Origin of the sequence: Serratia sp. CY33802 (assembly GCF_052169095.1) — a bacterium.
Lineage (GTDB): Bacteria > Pseudomonadota > Gammaproteobacteria > Enterobacterales > Enterobacteriaceae > Serratia > Serratia bockelmannii.
In genome coordinates this window covers 892,297-909,380 of sequence record NZ_JBJNLL010000001.1, presented here as the reverse complement: position 1 = coordinate 909,380, position 17,084 = coordinate 892,297, and the positions used below count along the sequence as shown (strand labels likewise).

Below are 17,084 nucleotides of genomic sequence, written 5' to 3'. Positions count from 1 at the left end.
AACCCGCCAAACGGCGGGTTTTTTATTGCGCCTGGCGCGCGGTTTTTCTTATCCCGCCGCCAAAACGCCTCAGCGGGCGCTGGCGGCATTTTCGCTCCTACTCCAGGGAGTGAATCGCCTCTTTATAATGCTTGCGACAGACGGAGACATAGCTCTCGTTACCGCCAATCACCACCTGTTCACCAGCATGCATCGCCTGGCCGTTTTCATCCAACCGCAACACCATGTTGGCTTTGCGCCCACAGTGACAGATGGTTTTCAATTCCACCAGCTTATCGGCCCAGGCCAGCAAATATTGGCTGCCGGTAAACAGCTCACCGAGAAAATCGGTACGCAGGCCGTAGCACAATACGGGAATGTCCAGTTGGTCCACCACATCGCACAATTGCTCAACCTGCGCCTTGGTCAGGAACTGGCTTTCATCCAGCAGCACACAATGCACCGGCTGCTGTTGATGCTCTTGCTGAATCATGGCGTACAGCATCGAGTCGTTGTTATAGAGCTGGGCCTGCGAGGATAAACCGATGCGCGAGCTGACTTTACCGACGCCAAAGCGGTGATCGATCTCCGCGGTGAACACCAGCGTGCGCATACCACGTTCTTGATAGTTATATGAAGACTGTAGCAGCGCGGTGGACTTGCCGGCATTCATCGCAGAGTAATAAAAATAAAGTTGAGCCATGGCCCCGCAACTCCGATGGTATAAGAAATATTCAAATGTTGATTAGGACGGTAAGTGTACCATAAGCCGCCCCCCGGCTCAGCCCAAAGCGAACGAATATTGCGTTCGCCGTAATAATGCGCTTTCAAGCGAAACATATCGTTCTGTCGGCCCGTTCTTTTTACAGCTATTTACAGGATAATGTATGCCTGTCATCACTATTAATTCTTGCTAATGGTTAACCCCGAACATTTGCCCATTAATGCATAACCTCTTTCACTGCGGCAGGCACCGCAGCCGCGGGAGAGTGCTTGTCTATTATACGTGAGGCCAATACAGGGCATTTAATCACCTTCGCTATCCCCCCGACGTTTCCTGACGCAACCTTTACCTATATACCCCTATTGTTTACAATGTCTGCCTTACCATGGCGTGATTAAGCCCACAGAACTCATTGTAATATTGATATAAATTACGACGATAACTTATCGATGAAAGCCTTGCGACACGCGCCTTTTAAAGCATGCCTGCTGAAATTTTGACTTAAGTGCGGTGAGGATAATAGTTAACAGCCCTTCCTATATTAGTCGGACAGATCCGATTAACGGTTTTTTAAAAGGTAAATTTGAGTATTCAAGTCAATTTGGCTATTGCAGAAAAGAAAATAGCACTCTATTATTATCGAGACGCCCCCCACCAATATAATTTGAGACTAGGACAATGAGCGAAGCATTAAAGATTTTGAACAACATCCGCACTCTGCGCGCCCAGGCAAGAGAATGCACACTGGAAACGCTGGAAGAAATGCTCGAGAAACTGGAAGTTGTTGTGAACGAACGTCGCGAAGAAGACAGCCAGGCTCAAGCAGAAATCGAAGAACGCACTCGTAAACTGCAGCAATACCGCGAAATGCTGATTGCTGATGGTATCGATCCAAATGAGCTGCTGCAAACCATGGCTGCCAACAAGGCTGCCGGCAAAGCAAAGCGTGCAGCACGTCCTGCTAAATACCAATATAAAGATGAAAACGGCGAACTGAAAACCTGGACCGGCCAAGGCCGTACGCCTGCGGTGATTAAGAAAGCTATCGAAGAGCAAGGTAAATCTCTGGACGATTTCCTGCTGTAATAGCGATTCAGTCCGTATCTGAAAGGCTCCCTCCGGGGGGCCTTTTCATTTTAAAGCTTATCGACGTGATCCCACCTCACCCCTCTCCTTTTAGTAAATATCCTAATTCGCATTTTCTTCCCTGCATGGAGCCCCAATGAAAAAAAGGGGCCCTAAGGCCCCTTTATCGCATTTACCCTCGTTCAATTATTGAACCTGGTAGAATGCCTTATACCAATCAACAAAGCGCTTTACACCCTCTTCAACGCTGGTTTCCGGTTTAAAACCAATGTCACGATAAAGCTCTGCGGTGTCCGCACTGGTATCCATCACGTCGCCAGGTTGCATCGGCAGCATATTCTTGCGGGCAGTTACCCCCAAAGCCTGCTCCAGCGCCGTGATATATTCCATCAGTTTAACGGGGGTGTTATTGCCGATATTATAAACATGATACGGTGCGGAACTGGTCGCTGGCGATCCCTGTTCAACGCTCCATGACGGATCTGCCTGCGGAATAACCGCCTGCAGCCGCACAATCGCCTCGGTGATATCATCGATGTAGGTAAAGTCACGGTGCATTTCACCGTGGTTATATACATCGATGCTCTCCCCCGCCAATATGGCCTTGGTAAACTTGAACAGCGCCATATCCGGACGCCCCCAGGGACCATATACGGTAAAGAAGCGTAACCCCGTCGTCGGGAGACTGTATAAATGAGAGTAGCTGTGTGACATCAGCTCATTGGCTTTTTTGGTGGCCGCATACAGTGACACAGGGTGATCGACAGAATCTTCGGTAGCAAACGGCAGCTTGCGATTGAGGCCATAAACAGAGCTGGAGGAAGCATAAAGTAAATGCTCGACCTTATTATGGCGGCAGCCTTCCAGAACGTTCAAATGGCCGATCAGGTTGGCGTCCGCATAAGCCAACGGGTTAACCAACGAATAACGCACGCCGGCTTGTGCCCCCAAATGAATGACTCGTTGGAACTGATGCTCGGCGAACAATACCGCCATCCCTTCACGATCGGCCAAATCCAGCTTGATAAAGCGGAATCCCGGCTTATCCGCCAGTCTGTCCAGACGGGCCATTTTCAGGCCCACGTCATAATAGTCATTCAGGTTATCGATGCCGACAACCTGATGCCCGGCGGTCAACAAACGCTCTGCAACGTGATAACCAATAAACCCTGCGGCGCCTGTAACCAGGAATTTCATGCCCACTCCTTAAATAACCGGTTTAATCGAGGCGCCGCGGCCAATCGCGTAATAGGTGAAGCCGCGATTCTCCAAACGCTCCGGATCGTACAGGTTACGTCCATCGAAGATCACCGGCTGCTTCAACGCACTCTTGATCACATCGAAGTCCGGTGCGCGGAAATTCTGCCATTCGGTGCAGATCACCAGAGCATCGGCGCCGTGCAATGCAGCCTCTTTGGTCCCCATCAGCTTCAAGTCGTCGCGCTGGCCATAGATGCGCTGAACTTCGTTCATCGCTTCAGGATCGTAGGCTTGAACGGTGGCGCCGGCAGCCCACAATTGCTCCATCAGCACGCGGCTGGACGCTTCACGCATGTCATCGGTATTCGGCTTGAACGCCAGGCCCCACAGCGCAAAGGTTTTCCCCTTCAGATCGCTGCCGAAGTAATCTTTGATAAAGCTGTTCAACTTATCTTTCTGTTGGTAGTTGACCTGCTCTACCGCCTGCAGCAGCTTCGGTTGGTAACCGATCTGTTCCGCCGTGCGGATCAACGCCTGGACATCTTTCGGGAAGCAAGAACCACCGTAGCCGCAGCCAGGGTAGATGAAGTGATAACCGATGCGTGAGTCGGAACCGATGCCCTGACGCACTTTCTCGATGTCCGCACCCAGCATTTCCGCCAGATTGGACATCTCGTTCATAAAGCTGATTTTGGTCGCCAGCATGCAGTTGGCAGCGTATTTGGTCAGCTCTGCGCTGCGGATATCCATCATGATCATACGATCGTGATTGCGGTTAAATGGCTCGTACAGTTCGCGAATCGGTTCGATTACCTCTTTATTATCGGTACCGATCACGATGCGTTCAGGGCGCATGCAGTCAGCTACCGCAGCGCCTTCCTTCAGGAATTCAGGGTTGGATACCACGTCGAACGCCACGTTGCTGCCGCGTTTAGCCAGCGTTTCCGCCATCACCTGACGCACCTTGTCCGCCGTACCGACCGGCACGGTAGATTTATCGATCACCACTTTGCGATCGGTCATGTGTTCGGCGATGGTACGTGCAACCGCGGTGACATATTTCAGATCGGCGGAGCCGTCCTCATCCGGCGGCGTGCCGACGGCAATAAACTGGATATTCCCGTGTGCCACGCCCGCTTTGGCATCGGTGGTGAAATGCAGACGCCCAGCCTCATAGTTTTGCTGTACCAGCGGCGTCAGGCCCGGTTCAAAAATCGGGATATTCCCTTTTTTCAGGTTTTCGACTTTTCGCTCATCAACATCAATGCACATAACGTCATGGCCAACTTCAGCCAGTACGGCGGCCTGTACCAGCCCCACATAACCAATACCAAAAACTGTTACTTTCATGTGAAAATCCTAGTTTTTCAAATTAATACGAAAGATCAAATTACTTCTTGTCAGCGGCAACAACCTGTTGCAGCCACTGAGAAAATTCTTTGCCCAGGCTGGCATGACGCATGCCGTACTCTACAAAAGCCTGCATGTACCCCAACTTGTTACCGCAGTCATGGCTTACGCCCTTCAGGTGATACGCTTCCACCGTTTCCTGCTGCATCAACATTTCGATACTGTCAGTCAGCTGAATTTCGTCGCCGGCGCCAGGGGGCGTTTTAGCCAACAGCGGCCAAATATCGGCGGATAACACGTAACGACCGACAATCGCCAGGTTGGAAGGGGCTTTATCCGGCGAAGGTTTCTCAACCACACTCACCATCGGCGCACTTTCGCCCGGTTGCAAAGCAACGCCCTTACAGTCGGCTACGCCGTAGTTTCCGACATCTTTATGCGGCACGGGTTCAACCATGATCTGGCTGACGCCGGTAGTTTCGAAGCGCTGCAGCATTTCGCGGAGGTTGTCTTTTTTCGGATCGGCGCTGTATTCGTCGAGGATCACGTCCGGCAACACCACCGCCACCGGTTCATCGCCCACCATCGGGTAGGCACACATAATCGCGTGCCCCAGGCCTTTGGCATTGCCCTGACGAACCTGCATCACGGTAACGCCTTTCGGGCAGATCGACTGCACTTCATCCAGCAATTGGCGCTTGACGCGTTTTTCCAGCATCGCTTCAAGTTCGAAACTGGTATCAAAATGGTTTTCGATCGAGTTCTTGGAGGAGTGGGTGACCAGCACAATCTCGTTAATCCCCGCCGCAATGCACTCATTAACGACGTATTGGATCAGCGGTTTATCAACCAGCGGCAGCATTTCTTTCGGAATGGCTTTGGTGGCCGGCAACATCCGCGTACCCAAGCCTGCAACCGGGATCACGGCTTTTCTGACTTTGCGATTTACAGCAGGCATTATTTCCTCTCTTGAAGCTAAAGCGCTCATTTTATGAGCTTGGGCTCAATATAAAAAACCTTCGGAGTATACCAGCTTATGCGCGCCTGGCATTAACCAGAACACAAATAGAAAACATTTAGGACTATTACCCGTTCGGATAATCGGGAGAATAAATAAACGGTTTAATTACCGATAAGTGAATAGCTTAAGATCTCGCCGTTCGTTGCCTGTTATTCAGCGCTGAGCATCAGCCGCAACCGACCACCGCTTCCCCATACCTGACACTGCCAGGCAGTGCAGCGCTGGCTGATCTGATTCATGTAGGTGGCCCCCAGCGTCCCCAGTGGCACGCCATTGCTCAGCTGGATTTGATTGTCACCGGTATTGACGTTGGCATGCAGCCCGGCAGAAACCAGAATCAGGTTTTTATTTTCGGCGTGATAATATCCCAGCAACAGCGGGAATTGACCGTCTAATTTCCCCTGCCGCAATAATTGATTAACCTGCTTTAACAATGCCGACATTTGCGGCAGACGATGCTGTTGATTAGCCAGATGGTCTTGCAGCAGCCCATTAAATAATGCACGCAACAGCAATGCCGCCAATACGCCATTATCGCCGGCGCGCGTGACGTCCAGGCAATAGAATGCCAGATCCTTTTCTGACAAAGCGGCGATATCCAGCACCAGGCCAGGATTTTCGCCGGTGGTTAACTGCCGATAGTTGATCCGGCAATGCGCAATAGTCTGCTGTACCGGCGGTTGCAATTGTTTAAGCAGTTTGACGGCTTCGGAGGGATTTTTGCTCAACGCATCCCAGTCCTGAAACAGTTCAACCTCCTCAATCGCCTGGGAAGTGAACATATTGGGGTATAAGCATGCCAACACCGCTTCACGCAGGCGATTGAGATCGGTCAGCGGCTTGAGCAGCACATCCTGCACGCCCAACCTCAGCACCTTGGCGATGTCAGCCATCTTGTCGGTGGCCGAGATCACCAGTACCGGGATTTGCAGCCCCTGCAAACGCAGGTGCTCAACGAATTCGATCCCCCCCATTTCAGGCATCGCGAGATCGCACAGGATCAGATCTGGCTTGAAGTCATCGACGGCACCCAGCGCCTGTATACCGTTGGTCGCCTCGCCGGTTTCAGCACCCAGTGAAGCCAAATAACCGACCAGCACTGAACGAAAAACCTGTTCGTCCTCAACGATCAAGATGCGCTTGTGAGTAAGTGGTAATGCCATCAGCCGAGCCTCGTCCCTTTCCATAGTGTAATAGTGGCTCAAAAAGGTCACTTATGCTCGTCTGAAACAGACTGACCGCGCATTGCCAACCGAGAACCGAGAATTATCTATTTTTTATCAACGGCAACAACCGATCCAGTTGTTTTTCCACCGCCAGCAACCCCGCTGCGATCGCTTCATCGGCGCGGTGGAAATCCAGCGTCGAGATTTGCGGACAAAAAGGTTGAATCAACACATCCGGCGGATCGCTCGCCATCCGATTACGCTTCAAACGATTTTCCAGCATTTGAATCGAGGTGCTCATGATCTCCATCGCCGTCGGCGCCGTCGCCGGTTTGCGCTGTCGCATTTTGCCGATGCGTTCCCGCAGACGCCCGCGCCAGGTCGCCGCAGGCGCATCGCCCGGGCTTTCTTCCTCGATACGTATCGAGAACAGATCCTGCTGCATCAGATGCGCATCATGCTGCAGATCGACCGCGATGACGATATCGGCGCCCATGGCGCGGCAAAGCGACACCGGCACAGGATTGACCACCGCGCCATCCACCAGCCAATAGCCGTCGGCCCATACTGGCGCCAACAGGCCAGGCATGCTGCAGGAGGCGCGTATCGCCTGATGAATATCGCCTTCGGTCAGCCACAGCTCGCGCCCGGTGCTGAGATTGGTGGTCACGGCACCGAACTTCAACGCGCAATCGGCGATATCATTGACCTTCAGCAGCTGTCCGACGGCGTTAAACACCCGCTCGCCGCGCAACAGGCCGCCGCGCTGCCAGGAAAAATCCATCAGGCGAATGACGTCCCAATAGCTGAACGATCGCACCCACTGCTCCATCGCCGGCAGACGATGGCTGGCGAACGCCGCGCCCACCAACGCGCCGACAGAACAGCCGGCAACGACATCAACCTCAATCCCCAGTTTCTTTATCGCATTGATCACGCCGATGTGCGCCCAGCCTTTGGCCGAGCCCGCTCCCAGCGCCAGTCCGATCTTGATTTGCCGCATCGCGCCATCCTCAGGGTGAAAGGTGTTCTCTGCTTTCAGGGTAGATTGTCACTGACGAATATTGTTAGGTAACATATGCGCTAAATTCATTTTCTGCCTCGTGTTCTCAGGAGTTATTTTGCCCGAATTATGCCCATGCGGCAGCGGACTGGCGTATAACGCGTGCTGCGCCCCTTTTATCAGCGGCAATCAGCCAGCGCCGACGCCCGGCCAGCTGATGCGTTCACGCTTCACCGCCTACGTGAGTCATAACGTCGACTATCTGATCGCCACCTGGCACCCCGACTGCGGTGCCGAAGCGTGGCGCAATGCAATCGTCGACAGTCTTAAGAATACCGAATGGCTGGGCCTGACGGTCGTGGAAGAGAAAGCCGGTCATGAGCCGGATGAAGGCTTCGTCGAATTCATCGCCCGTTTTACCGATGGCGAAAGCGGCGAACCGCAAGCGATGCATGAGCGCTCACGCTTCCTTCGTCGCGATCAACGTTGGTATTATATCGACGGTACCAAACCCCAGCCCGGCAGAAATGCGATGTGTCCCTGTGGCTCAGGGAAAAAATATAAGAAGTGCTGCGGGCGCTAACCGGCCGGCGCTTCACGTTTACGCCTGCGCAGACAGGCCGTTCAGTATCAGACAGGATCCTCAAACCCATGCCACACCAAAATGTACAACGAAAAGTGTTACGCACCATCTGCCCGGACGCCAAAGGGCTGATCGCCAAGATCACCAACATCTGTTACAAGCACGAACTCAATATCGTCCAGAATAATGAGTTCGTCGATCACCGCACCGGGCGTTTCTTTATGCGCACCGAGCTGGAAGGCATTTTCAACGACAACATGTTGCTGGCCGATCTGGACAGCGCGCTGCCGGAAGGTTCGCTGCGCGAGCTGCACAGCACCGGGCGCCGGCGCATCGTGGTGCTGGTCACCAAAGAGGCCCACTGCCTGGGCGATCTGTTGATGAAAAGCGCCTATGGTGGCCTCGACGTTGAAATTGCCGCCGTGATCGGCAACCACGACACGCTGCAAACGCTGGTGGAGCGTTTCGATATTCCTTTCCATCTGGTGAGCCACGAAGGCTTGACGCGGGAGCAGCATGACCGCGAAATGACGGCCAAGATCGATCAATATCAGCCGGATTACGTGGTGTTGGCCAAATATATGCGCGTGCTGACGCCGGCCTTCGTGCAACATTATCCGAACCAGGTGATCAACATTCACCATTCGTTCCTGCCGGCGTTTATCGGCGCACGCCCTTATCACCAGGCCTATGAGCGCGGGGTAAAAATCATCGGCGCCACCGCCCACTACGTTAACGACAATCTCGACGAAGGCCCGATCATCATGCAGGACGTGATCCACGTCGATCACACCTATTCCGCCGAGGATATGATGCGCGCCGGCCGCGACGTAGAGAAAAACGTGCTTAGCCGCGCGCTTTATCAGGTGTTGGCGCAGCGCGTCTTCGTCTACGGCAACCGCACCGTTATTCTGTAATCGCTCAATAAATCGGTGCATTTCGTTCAGGGATGCACCGCCAAGAATAAAAAAACGGCAAACGATTCATTTTCTGCATTTCAATGCTTTACACATCCGCTTCATTTGATATGATGCGCCCCGCTTACCGAGACAGCGCTCTCGCAAGCAGGCCAGTTAAATAGCCATGCATATGGTGGGGTTCCCGAGCGGCCAAAGGGAGCAGACTGTAAATCTGCCGTCACTGACTTCGAAGGTTCGAATCCTTCCCCCACCACCATCTTTTCTCTGTTGATGAACTTGAAGCGAAAGCCGAAATATCATTAAACGCCGAGGGGGAGGATGAGAAGCTTCGACAAGGTTCGAGCCGAGCGCAGCGAGACAACGCGCTTTAGCGCGGTAATCCTTAGAAGCACACAACAGGAATTTAGCCAATTCTTTAAAAAATCAGCAAATCCATGAATACCATGGTGGGGTTCCCGAGCGGCCAAAGGGAGCAGACTGTAAATCTGCCGTCACAGACTTCGAAGGTTCGAATCCTTCCCCCACCACCATCCCTTGCAAAAAATCCCTGAACCAAGTTAAAACACATCGCATCCATATTGCTCCGCACCGGGGAAGGATGAGAAGCTTCGACCAAGGTTCGAGTCTCACGCAGTGAGACAACGCGCTTCAGCGCGGCCCGCAGGGTGAGTCGCACAGCGACGAATCATCCTTCCCCCACCACCATCTCTTGCAGAAAAATCCAAACCCTACTTAAAACTCGTTGCATCCAATGTTCTCGTATCAATAAATCAAGTTATCTCCCCTTATTAACCGCTTCCATCCAGACGTTTTATTTCTCTCCTCCGCCCGTAACTTGAACTCCGGCCGACAATTCGCTATACCACTGGCTTCTTTAGTGCAGTAAGGAACAGGTGGATGCGAAACAATATTTGCGTTTTTTGTGGCGCCAGTGAGGGCGTCAATCCCGCTTATGCCGAGCAGGCTCGTCAACTGGGGCAGCTGCTGGCCGCTCAGGGGCGCCGTTTAATCTACGGCGGCGGCAAAAAAGGATTGATGGGGATCGTGGCAGACGCGGTGTTGGCAGCGGGCGGTGAAGCTGTCGGCATTATCCCCGAGCGCCTGGTGGAAGCGGAAACGGCGCATCGTGGCCTGACGGAACTGGAAGTGGTACCCGATATGCATACGCGCAAAGCCCGTATGGCGGCGCTGGCGGACAGTTTTATCGCCCTGCCCGGCGGCATCGGCACGCTGGAAGAGCTGTTTGAAATCTGGACCTGGGGGCAAATCGGCTATCACAACAAACCGGTCGGCCTGCTGAACGTCAACGGATTCTACCGCCCACTGAGCCAGTTCCTCGAGCACGTCGCCGATCAGGGTTTCATGCGCCACGACTATCTCGGTACCCTGCACATCAGTGAATCGGCACAAACGCTGCTGCAACAGTTTGACGACTATCAACCTAAAAATTACGACCGCTGGGCGAAATAAACCCGCTGCGCAGTCAGCGGTCCCGCCGCTGTCTGCGTTACATTTCCCGCCAAACTCTGCTACTATCACAGCACATTTTTCTCGTGAAAACGGCACCGCTCATGAAGTTTGTCTCTTTTAATATCAATGGACTGCGCGCGCGTCCGCATCAGCTGGCGGCAATTATCGAACAGCACCAGCCCGACGTGATCGGTCTGCAGGAAACCAAAGTTCACGATGACATGTTCCCATTGGAAGACGTCAGCCAACACGGCTACCACGTATTCTATCACGGGCAAAAAGGCCATTACGGCGTGGCGCTGCTGACCAAAGCGGAGCCTCTGGCCGTGCGCCGCGGTTTCCCGACCGATGAAGAAGATGCGCAGCGTCGCATCATCATGGCCGATCTGGCTACGCCACAGGGCACGCTGACGGTGATCAACGGCTACTTCCCGCAAGGTGAAAGCCGCGACCATCCGATCAAATTCCCGGCTAAAACGCGGTTTTATCAGGACCTGCAAAATTACCTGGAGCAACAGCTGTCGGCAGAATCCCCGGTGCTGATCATGGGCGACATGAATATCAGCCCCAGCGATTACGATATCGGCATCGGCGAAGACAACCGCAAACGCTGGCTGCGCACCGGTAAATGCTCCTTCCTGCCGGAAGAACGTGAATGGATGGACCGCCTGCTGAACTGGGGCCTGGTGGATACCTACCGCCACGCCAACCCGGGGCGCAGCGACGAATTCTCGTGGTTCGACTACCGCTCCAAAGGGTTCGACGACAACCGCGGCCTGCGTATCGATCTGCTGCTCGCCAGCACCCCGCTGGCTTCGCGCTGCATCGCCACCGGCATCGATTACCAAACCCGTGGTATGGAGAAACCTTCCGACCATGCACCGGTCTGGGCGGAATTTACGCTGTAACCCCATCACCCCGGCGCCCGCCGGGGTTTTACTCTGTGAAGCCAATGAAAATTATCGACGTGGTGGCCGCCATTCTGGAAAAAAATGGCCGCATTTTGCTGGCCCAGCGCGGCGCAGGCAGCGACCAGGCCGGTCTGTGGGAATTCCCCGGCGGCAAGGTTGAAGCCGGCGAAAGCCAGCCAGAGGCGCTGGCGCGCGAGCTGGATGAAGAATTGGGAATTTGCGCCCGTATCGGCAACTATGTGGGCAGCAATCAGTGGCAGCAAGGCGAACGCCTCATCCGGCTGCACGCCTGGCAAGTCGCGGAGTTCTCCGGTGAACTGCAACAGCGCTGCCACTCGGCGCTGGTCTGGGTCACGCCGCAACAGGCGCAGGAATACGCTCTGGCACCCGCTGACGTTCCACTGCTGGCGGGCTATATCGCCGCGCAAGGCGATGTACGCTGAGCGCGGCGATAGGTTACATCGTCACTTCTTCAATCGCACCCAAATCAAGGGGTTGGTGCCGATGGTGTTAGGCTCACGCACGCACTGCAGCACTTCCCCTTCCACTTTAAGCACCGCGCCCTCGGAATAGTTCTGGTTCTGGTAGACGCAACAGCGGTTGCAGGGCTGCGCCGGCGGCGGGTTGACGCCGCTTTTGGCCGTGCCCCAAATCTCCGGCGAAACCGGCAACACCACGTCCACATCGCCCCGGTTGGCGGCCGCCAGGCCGCAATACGCCAGGGCAGCGGCAGCCAGCACCCCATTGAGTCCACGCTTCATTCACTTTTCTCCTGCGCCTTGCCGGCGCTTTTCCTGCGTTTTTTGCCCCCGCTGGAGGGCGGCGGCGGCAATCCACGAAACGCCATGCTCGCCCGGCTCTGCTTGGCCTGATAAATCAGCTCTTGCAGCGTGCCGACCAACGGCTGCATAAAGTCCTGATAGCGGCAGGATTTCTCGCTGATTTGCGTCAGCGTGGCTTCCCAGTTTGCCGTCATATCAGGACGCGCAGCAAGATCCGGCAGCGAGTGAATCAACGCGCGCCCGGTTTCGCTGGAGTGAATATAGCGTCCCTTCTTGTACAGAAACGCCCGTTTGAACAGCAATTCGATGATCCCCGCTCGCGTCGCTTCCGTACCTAAACCATCGGTCGCCCGCAGGATTTTCTTTAGCGCTTTATCTTGTACGAACCGCGCGATGCCGGTCATGGCCGACAACAGGCTGGCGTCGGTAAACGGCCGCGGGGGCTGCGTCTGGCGCTCCACCACTTCACCGCGCTCACACAGCAGCTCATCATCTTTAGCCACCACCGGCAACGGTGCGCCCTCATTTTCCTCGTCGCGTTCCTTGCTGCCCAGCAGCGTACGCCAACCGGCCTCCGCCAGGAAACGCGCCTTGGCGATGAATTTGCCGCCGGCGATATCCAGCTCGATCACGCATTTGCGGAACACCGCATCCGGACAAAACTGCATCAGATACTGGCGCGCCACCAGCCCATACACGTTCCGTTCATCCTGCGTCAGGTTAATCTTGCCGGCACGGGCGGTAGGAATGATAGCGTGGTGCGCATCGACCTTTTTATCGTCCCAGCAGCGGTTGCGGCGATCGCTGTCGATCACCGGCTGCGGGTACAGTTCAGGCTGGTGCACGCTGATGGCGTTCAGCACCGCATGGCGGCCGGCGAAATGTTCTTCCGGCAGGTAGCGGCAGTCGGAACGCGGATAGGTGATCAATTTATGGGTTTCGTACAGCCGCTGGCAAACGTCCAGCACCTGTTGGGCGCTGAGGTTATAACGCCGGGCCGCTTCGATCTGCAGCGTGGAGAGCGAAAACGGCAGCGGCGCGGTATCTGATTCCCGTTTATCGTTATAGGACGTGACCAGCGCCGGCTGGCCCTCGATGCGCTTGACCACGTGCTCCGCCAACGGCCGGTGCAGCAAACGCCCCTCTTCGTCCTGATAAGGCTCACAGGAGTCGCTGGGTTGCCACAGCGCCACGAAGCGTTCTTCTTTCGGCGTAACGATGTGCGCCTTGACCTCAAAGAAGTCTTTCGGCACGAAGTTTTCGATCTCTTCATCGCGCCGCACCACCAATCCCAGCACCGGCGTCTGCACCCTGCCCACCGACAGCACGCCGTCGTAACCGGCGTTGCGGCCCAGCAGCGTATAAGCGCGGGTCATATTGATGCCGTACAGCCAGTCGGCGCGCGAACGTGCCAGCGCAGACACGCACAGCGGGATAAAGTCTCGGTTGTCGCGCAGACGCTCGACCGCGCGCTCCACCGCCTGCGGGTTGAGATCGTTGATCAGACAGCGGCGCACGTTCTGGCGCTTCTCCGCCGTCAAATCCAGGTAGTCCAGCACCTCATCCACCAGCAGTTGCCCTTCGCGATCCGGGTCGCCGGCGTGAACCACTTCATCGGCTTCAAGCAGCAACTTTTTAATGGCGTTGAGCTGTTTACTGACCGAAGGCCGCGGCTGCAACCGCCATTTTTCGGGAATGATCGGCAGATCCGCCAACGACCAGCGCGCATAGCGGCTGTCATAAGCGTCAGGCTGAGCCTGCTCCAACAGGTGGCCGACGCACCAGGTCACCACGTCGTTGTTGCCACAGGCGATATACCCGTCGCCGCGGCGATGCGGCTTGGGCAAGACGTCGGCAATGGCGCGCGCCAAACTCGGTTTCTCGGCTATGAACAGTCGCATTATTCACCGTTTTTCTGGCTGAACGTCATCAAGAATTCTCTTACTTCTGCATAGTTCCCACGGAAGACAATCCGCTGGGCTTTCTTTTCCAACTGATAGCAATACATCGGATCGTAGTACTGCTGCAACAGGGGCGCCAGCCACTCGCGGTGCGCCTCGCCCTGGCCGCTGAGCCGCTGTGCCCGCAGCGCCGCTTCCAGTCGTTGCGTCAGCTGCTGGAAGCGTTCCAGCCCCAGGCGGCGGCGTATGGCGAACAGGCCGTGGTGCAGATAGTCGTCGTACTGTCGCCAGCCGTCTTCCACACCATAGGCCTGTTCGAACTGTTCGCGCATGCCGTCGATATATTCCGCCTGCAGACGCGCCAGACGAATGTCGAACGGATCGTCGATCACCGCCACCGGCGCCTGCTGCATCCCATTGAACAGCGGCAGCGGCAGATTGTTGCTGCCGATGATCCGCCCTTCGTCTTCCAGCACCCAACGGCGGCTGCCACCATGCTGTTTTTTCAGCAATAACACAGCCAGACGATTCTCAAAATCGATCTGCGAGCTCTGGCCCGCCAGCGTTCGACCAAAAGATGAACCGCGATGGCGCGCCACGCCTTCCAGATCGACGCCGTCGGCCAGTTCGTTGACCAGCAACGTCTTGCCGCTGCCGGTATTGCCGCCCACCAGGGCCATCGGCAATGCCGCGCTTTGCGCCAGCACGCCGAGCAAATAATTGCGCAGCGCCTTATAACCGCCAATGATACGCGGGTACTCGACGCCGGCCTCATGCAGCCATTGCTGCACCAGCTGCGAGCGCAGCCCGCCGCGGAAGCAGTAAATATAGCCTTCGGGCCGCTCTGCGCAGGCCGCCAGCCAGGCGGCGGTGCGCTGTTCGCGCAGTTTGCCGTTCACCAGGCTGTGGCCGAGCGCGATCGCCGCTTGTTGCCCATGCTGCTTATAGCAGGTGCCGACCGCCTGGCGTTCGCTGTCGATCATCAGCGGCAGATTCAGTGCCTGAGCGAAGGCGCCCTGCTGAAACTCGATCGGTGCGCGCACGTCAATCAGCGGCACGTCCTGCAGGAAAATGCGTTGGTAATCGTCGCTGTCCGCCCTTCCTTGCATGTTGGACACTACGCGACCTCGATCAGCGGCTTATCGGCCGATGCCACATGCAATTCACCGATAGCGTTGAGCGTGATACCGTGCTGTTCGGCAATCGCCAGCACCTGCGCTTCCGCCTCCGGCAATACCGCCAACAGCAAGCCGCCGGAGGTTTGCGGATCGCACAGCAGCTGGCGCTGCAAATCGCTCATCTCGCCCACCAGATGGCCATAGCTGTCGAAGTTGCGCCCGGTGCCGCCCGGCACACAGCCCTCGGTGATATACGCCTCAACGTCCGGCAGTTTCGGCACCCGATCAAACCAGACCGTCGCCTGCAGACCGGAGCCCTGGCATACCTCGCTCAGGTGGCCCAGCAGGCCAAAGCCGGTGATGTCGGTCATCGCTGTGACGCCCGCCACCTCGGCAAAATCAGCACCCGGTTTATTCAGGCGACACATCACTTCAGTCGCCAGGCCCTGATGCTCAGGGCGCAGCTTGCTTTGCTTCTCGGCGGTCGTCAGCACACCGATGCCCAACGGCTTGGTCAGATAAAGTTTTGATCCGGCCTGTGCCGCGCTGTTTTTCTTCACCCGCTCGGTATTGACCACGCCGGTCACCGCCAGGCCGAAAATAGGTTCCGGTGCATCGATAGAATGGCCACCGGCCAGCGCGATCCCCGCCTGCTGGCAGGCGAAACGGCCGCCGTCGATCACCTGCTGCGCCACCTCCGGCGGCAGCTTGGCGATCGGCCAGCCGAGAATGGCGATCGCCATGATCGGTTTGCCGCCCATGGCGTACACGTCGCTGATGGCGTTGGCAGCCGCAATGCGGCCGAAATCGAATGGATCGTCGACGATCGGCATGAAGAAGTCGGTGGTGCTGATGATGCCGACGCCGTTGCCAATGTCGTACACCGCCGCATCGTCGCGGGTTTCATTGCCGACCAGCAGGCGCGGATCGACAAACTTTTCCCGCTCGCTATGCAGGATGGTTTCGAGAACTTTCGGTGAGATTTTGCAGCCGCAGCCAGCGCCATGGCTGTACTGGGTTAAACGGATCGCTGGCGATGTCATAGTCCACTCCCTTCGGTAACGGCACTCAAGATAACATAGGGTAGCGCTTGCCGAGGGGATTGATAAGAGCGGGCCGCCGATAAGCGAACGGCCTGCTCAGAAACCATGCAATTTTGCGGGGTTTGGCGCATTTTCACCGCGCCCCGTTGGAAAAAACTCAGAAATAGCTGACGAAAGGCGTGCTGTCCGGCGGCGTCACCTTGGTGGCAGCCTTCAGCTGCGGCGTCCCCAGATAGAGGAAACCGACGATCTCGTCCTGCTCGCGGCAACCGAAGGCTTCACGCACCAGCGCATGCTCGGTCCAGGCGCCGGTGCGCCAGATGCCGTTAAAGCCCTGCGCCAGCGCCGCCATCTGCATCGCCTGCACGGCGCAACCGGCGGAAACCACCTGCTCCCAGCGCGGCACTTTGGTCTCTTCCGTGCAGTGCGCGATGACGGTGATGATCAGCGGTGCGCGGAACGGCGCCTTGGTGGCTTTTTCGATCGCCGCCTCGTCCAGCTGATCCTGCTTCGCCGCCGCCTGCAGCAGCTGACTGAAGCGTTCCAGGCCCTGATTCTCGATCATCACGAAACGCCACGGCTGCAGCGCGCCGTGATCGGGTGCACGCAGGCCCGCGTTGATGATATTTTGGCGCACTTCCCCCGCCGGCGCCGGTTCCGCCAGGCGCGAAGCCGAGCGACGATTCAATAAAAGATCCAGAGCATCCATCGTAAACTCCTGATAACAATTTTCATTCCGGCCACGTTAACATAGCTAAACGACGAGTTACAGCCTCGGCGATAGCGTCTGTGTGCCACGATTTAAAGCTGACATTTACCCGGCCGCT

Annotated in this window: 17 protein-coding genes, 2 tRNA genes and 1 other RNA gene; 9 read left to right on the top strand and 11 right to left on the bottom strand. The window is 56.1% G+C overall.

Translation table 11 applies throughout. From position 1 onward, the window contains the following. Positions 1-97 precede the first annotated feature (97 nt). Positions 98-682, bottom strand: coding sequence for a thymidine kinase (locus tag ACJ8HA_RS04325; protein ID WP_015378091.1), 585 nt, complete (start codon positions 680-682; stop codon positions 98-100). A gap of 699 nt (positions 683-1,381) precedes the next feature. On the opposite strand from ACJ8HA_RS04325, the gene hns reads away from it, so the two are divergent. Continuing rightward, positions 1,382-1,789 carry a histone-like nucleoid-structuring protein H-NS gene (hns, locus tag ACJ8HA_RS04320; RefSeq protein ID WP_004932170.1) on the top strand — a complete coding sequence of 136 codons (408 nt, stop codon included), beginning with the start codon at positions 1,382-1,384 and terminating at the stop codon, positions 1,787-1,789. A 186-nt stretch (positions 1,790-1,975) separates the two neighbouring features. Here hns and ACJ8HA_RS04315 read toward each other — a convergent pair whose 3' ends face one another. The 5 genes from ACJ8HA_RS04315 to rssA form a co-directional block, all read right to left on the bottom strand. Next, complete coding sequence (locus ACJ8HA_RS04315; protein WP_197822992.1) at positions 1,976-2,986, bottom strand: NAD-dependent epimerase; 1,011 nt, start codon at positions 2,984-2,986, stop codon at positions 1,976-1,978. A 9-nt stretch (positions 2,987-2,995) separates the two neighbouring features. Continuing rightward, positions 2,996-4,339, bottom strand: a complete 1,344-nt coding sequence (locus ACJ8HA_RS04310) for a UDP-glucose dehydrogenase family protein (RefSeq protein ID WP_025303078.1) — start codon at positions 4,337-4,339, stop codon at positions 2,996-2,998. Between the two features lie 40 nt (positions 4,340-4,379). After that, on the bottom strand, positions 4,380-5,297 hold the full coding sequence (gene galU / locus ACJ8HA_RS04305; RefSeq protein ID WP_025303079.1) for a UTP--glucose-1-phosphate uridylyltransferase GalU: 918 nt from the start codon (positions 5,295-5,297) through the stop codon (positions 4,380-4,382). Between the two features lie 212 nt (positions 5,298-5,509). Then, positions 5,510-6,523 (bottom strand): two-component system response regulator RssB, encoded by a 1,014-nt coding sequence (gene rssB, locus ACJ8HA_RS04300; RefSeq protein WP_025303080.1) that lies wholly within the window; start codon positions 6,521-6,523, stop codon positions 5,510-5,512. A gap of 103 nt (positions 6,524-6,626) precedes the next feature. Continuing rightward, on the bottom strand, positions 6,627-7,529 hold the full coding sequence (gene rssA, locus ACJ8HA_RS04295; protein ID WP_043142971.1) for a patatin-like phospholipase RssA: 903 nt from the start codon (positions 7,527-7,529) through the stop codon (positions 6,627-6,629). A gap of 118 nt (positions 7,530-7,647) precedes the next feature. Between rssA and ACJ8HA_RS04290 the strand changes: the two genes are divergently transcribed. From ACJ8HA_RS04290 to ACJ8HA_RS04255, 8 genes are all read left to right on the top strand, one after another. Further along, positions 7,648-8,112 (top strand): YchJ family protein, encoded by a 465-nt coding sequence (locus ACJ8HA_RS04290; RefSeq protein ID WP_238969419.1) that lies wholly within the window; start codon positions 7,648-7,650, stop codon positions 8,110-8,112. A 68-nt stretch (positions 8,113-8,180) separates the two neighbouring features. After that, on the top strand, positions 8,181-9,029 hold the full coding sequence (purU, locus tag ACJ8HA_RS04285; RefSeq protein ID WP_089195954.1) for a formyltetrahydrofolate deformylase: 849 nt from the start codon (positions 8,181-8,183) through the stop codon (positions 9,027-9,029). 174 nt (positions 9,030-9,203) lie between these two features. After that, a tRNA-Tyr gene (locus tag ACJ8HA_RS04280) sits at positions 9,204-9,288 on the top strand. A gap of 189 nt (positions 9,289-9,477) precedes the next feature. Next, positions 9,478-9,562 (top strand) — tRNA-Tyr (locus ACJ8HA_RS04275). 47 nt (positions 9,563-9,609) lie between these two features. Continuing rightward, positions 9,610-9,737: non-coding RNA, RtT sRNA (locus tag ACJ8HA_RS04270), on the top strand. Between the two features lie 192 nt (positions 9,738-9,929). After that, a complete protein-coding gene (locus ACJ8HA_RS04265) occupies positions 9,930-10,502 on the top strand; it encodes a TIGR00730 family Rossman fold protein (protein WP_004932190.1) in 573 nt (190 codons plus the stop codon). A 101-nt stretch (positions 10,503-10,603) separates the two neighbouring features. Further along, positions 10,604-11,410 (top strand): exodeoxyribonuclease III, encoded by an 807-nt coding sequence (gene xthA, locus ACJ8HA_RS04260; RefSeq protein ID WP_025303083.1) that lies wholly within the window; start codon positions 10,604-10,606, stop codon positions 11,408-11,410. 44 nt (positions 11,411-11,454) lie between these two features. Continuing rightward, complete coding sequence (locus ACJ8HA_RS04255; protein ID WP_025303084.1) at positions 11,455-11,856, top strand: pyrimidine (deoxy)nucleoside triphosphate diphosphatase; 402 nt, start codon at positions 11,455-11,457, stop codon at positions 11,854-11,856. A 21-nt stretch (positions 11,857-11,877) separates the two neighbouring features. Here the strand turns inward: ACJ8HA_RS04255 and ACJ8HA_RS04250 are convergent, their stop codons facing one another. The 5 genes from ACJ8HA_RS04250 to ACJ8HA_RS04230 form a co-directional block, all read right to left on the bottom strand. Further along, positions 11,878-12,174, bottom strand: coding sequence for a YnjH family protein (locus ACJ8HA_RS04250; RefSeq protein WP_025303085.1), 297 nt, complete (start codon positions 12,172-12,174; stop codon positions 11,878-11,880). After that, positions 12,171-14,096, bottom strand: coding sequence for a DNA topoisomerase III (locus ACJ8HA_RS04245; RefSeq protein ID WP_043142985.1), 1,926 nt, complete (start codon positions 14,094-14,096; stop codon positions 12,171-12,173). Before ACJ8HA_RS04245 ends, ACJ8HA_RS04250 begins: the two co-directional genes overlap by 4 nt. Continuing rightward, complete coding sequence (mnmH, locus tag ACJ8HA_RS04240; RefSeq protein ID WP_038629396.1) at positions 14,096-15,205, bottom strand: tRNA 2-selenouridine(34) synthase MnmH; 1,110 nt, start codon at positions 15,203-15,205, stop codon at positions 14,096-14,098. Before mnmH ends, ACJ8HA_RS04245 begins: the two co-directional genes overlap by 1 nt. 8 nt (positions 15,206-15,213) lie before the next feature. Next, the gene (gene selD / locus ACJ8HA_RS04235; protein ID WP_442515213.1) at positions 15,214-16,257 is read right to left on the bottom strand and encodes a selenide, water dikinase SelD; all 1,044 of its coding nucleotides are present in this window, start codon (positions 16,255-16,257) and stop codon (positions 15,214-15,216) included. Positions 16,258-16,414: 157 nt separating this feature from the next. Beyond that, complete coding sequence (locus ACJ8HA_RS04230; protein WP_004932204.1) at positions 16,415-16,966, bottom strand: NAD(P)H nitroreductase; 552 nt, start codon at positions 16,964-16,966, stop codon at positions 16,415-16,417. Positions 16,967-17,084: the final 118 nt, after the last annotated feature.

Coding starts and splice junctions, on each gene's coding strand:
- ACJ8HA_RS04325 (WP_015378091.1), bottom strand. CDS start 682: ATGGCTCAACTTTATTTTTATTACTCTGCGATGAATGCCGGCAAGTCC.
- hns (WP_004932170.1), top strand. CDS start 1,382: ATGAGCGAAGCATTAAAGATTTTGAACAACATCCGCACTCTGCGCGCC.
- ACJ8HA_RS04315 (WP_197822992.1), bottom strand. CDS start 2,986: ATGAAATTCCTGGTTACAGGCGCCGCAGGGTTTATTGGTTATCACGTT.
- ACJ8HA_RS04310 (WP_025303078.1), bottom strand. CDS start 4,339: ATGAAAGTAACAGTTTTTGGTATTGGTTATGTGGGGCTGGTACAGGCC.
- galU (WP_025303079.1), bottom strand. CDS start 5,297: ATGCCTGCTGTAAATCGCAAAGTCAGAAAAGCCGTGATCCCGGTTGCA.
- rssB (WP_025303080.1), bottom strand. CDS start 6,523: ATGGCATTACCACTTACTCACAAGCGCATCTTGATCGTTGAGGACGAA.
- rssA (WP_043142971.1), bottom strand. CDS start 7,529: ATGCGGCAAATCAAGATCGGACTGGCGCTGGGAGCGGGCTCGGCCAAA.
- purU (WP_089195954.1), top strand. CDS start 8,181: ATGCCACACCAAAATGTACAACGAAAAGTGTTACGCACCATCTGCCCG.
- ACJ8HA_RS04265 (WP_004932190.1), top strand. CDS start 9,930: ATGCGAAACAATATTTGCGTTTTTTGTGGCGCCAGTGAGGGCGTCAAT.
- xthA (WP_025303083.1), top strand. CDS start 10,604: ATGAAGTTTGTCTCTTTTAATATCAATGGACTGCGCGCGCGTCCGCAT.
- ACJ8HA_RS04255 (WP_025303084.1), top strand. CDS start 11,455: ATGAAAATTATCGACGTGGTGGCCGCCATTCTGGAAAAAAATGGCCGC.
- ACJ8HA_RS04250 (WP_025303085.1), bottom strand. CDS start 12,174: ATGAAGCGTGGACTCAATGGGGTGCTGGCTGCCGCTGCCCTGGCGTAT.
- ACJ8HA_RS04245 (WP_043142985.1), bottom strand. CDS start 14,096: ATGCGACTGTTCATAGCCGAGAAACCGAGTTTGGCGCGCGCCATTGCC.
- mnmH (WP_038629396.1), bottom strand. CDS start 15,205: ATGCAAGGAAGGGCGGACAGCGACGATTACCAACGCATTTTCCTGCAG.
- selD (WP_442515213.1), bottom strand. CDS start 16,257: ATGACATCGCCAGCGATCCGTTTAACCCAGTACAGCCATGGCGCTGGC.
- ACJ8HA_RS04230 (WP_004932204.1), bottom strand. CDS start 16,966: ATGGATGCTCTGGATCTTTTATTGAATCGTCGCTCGGCTTCGCGCCTG.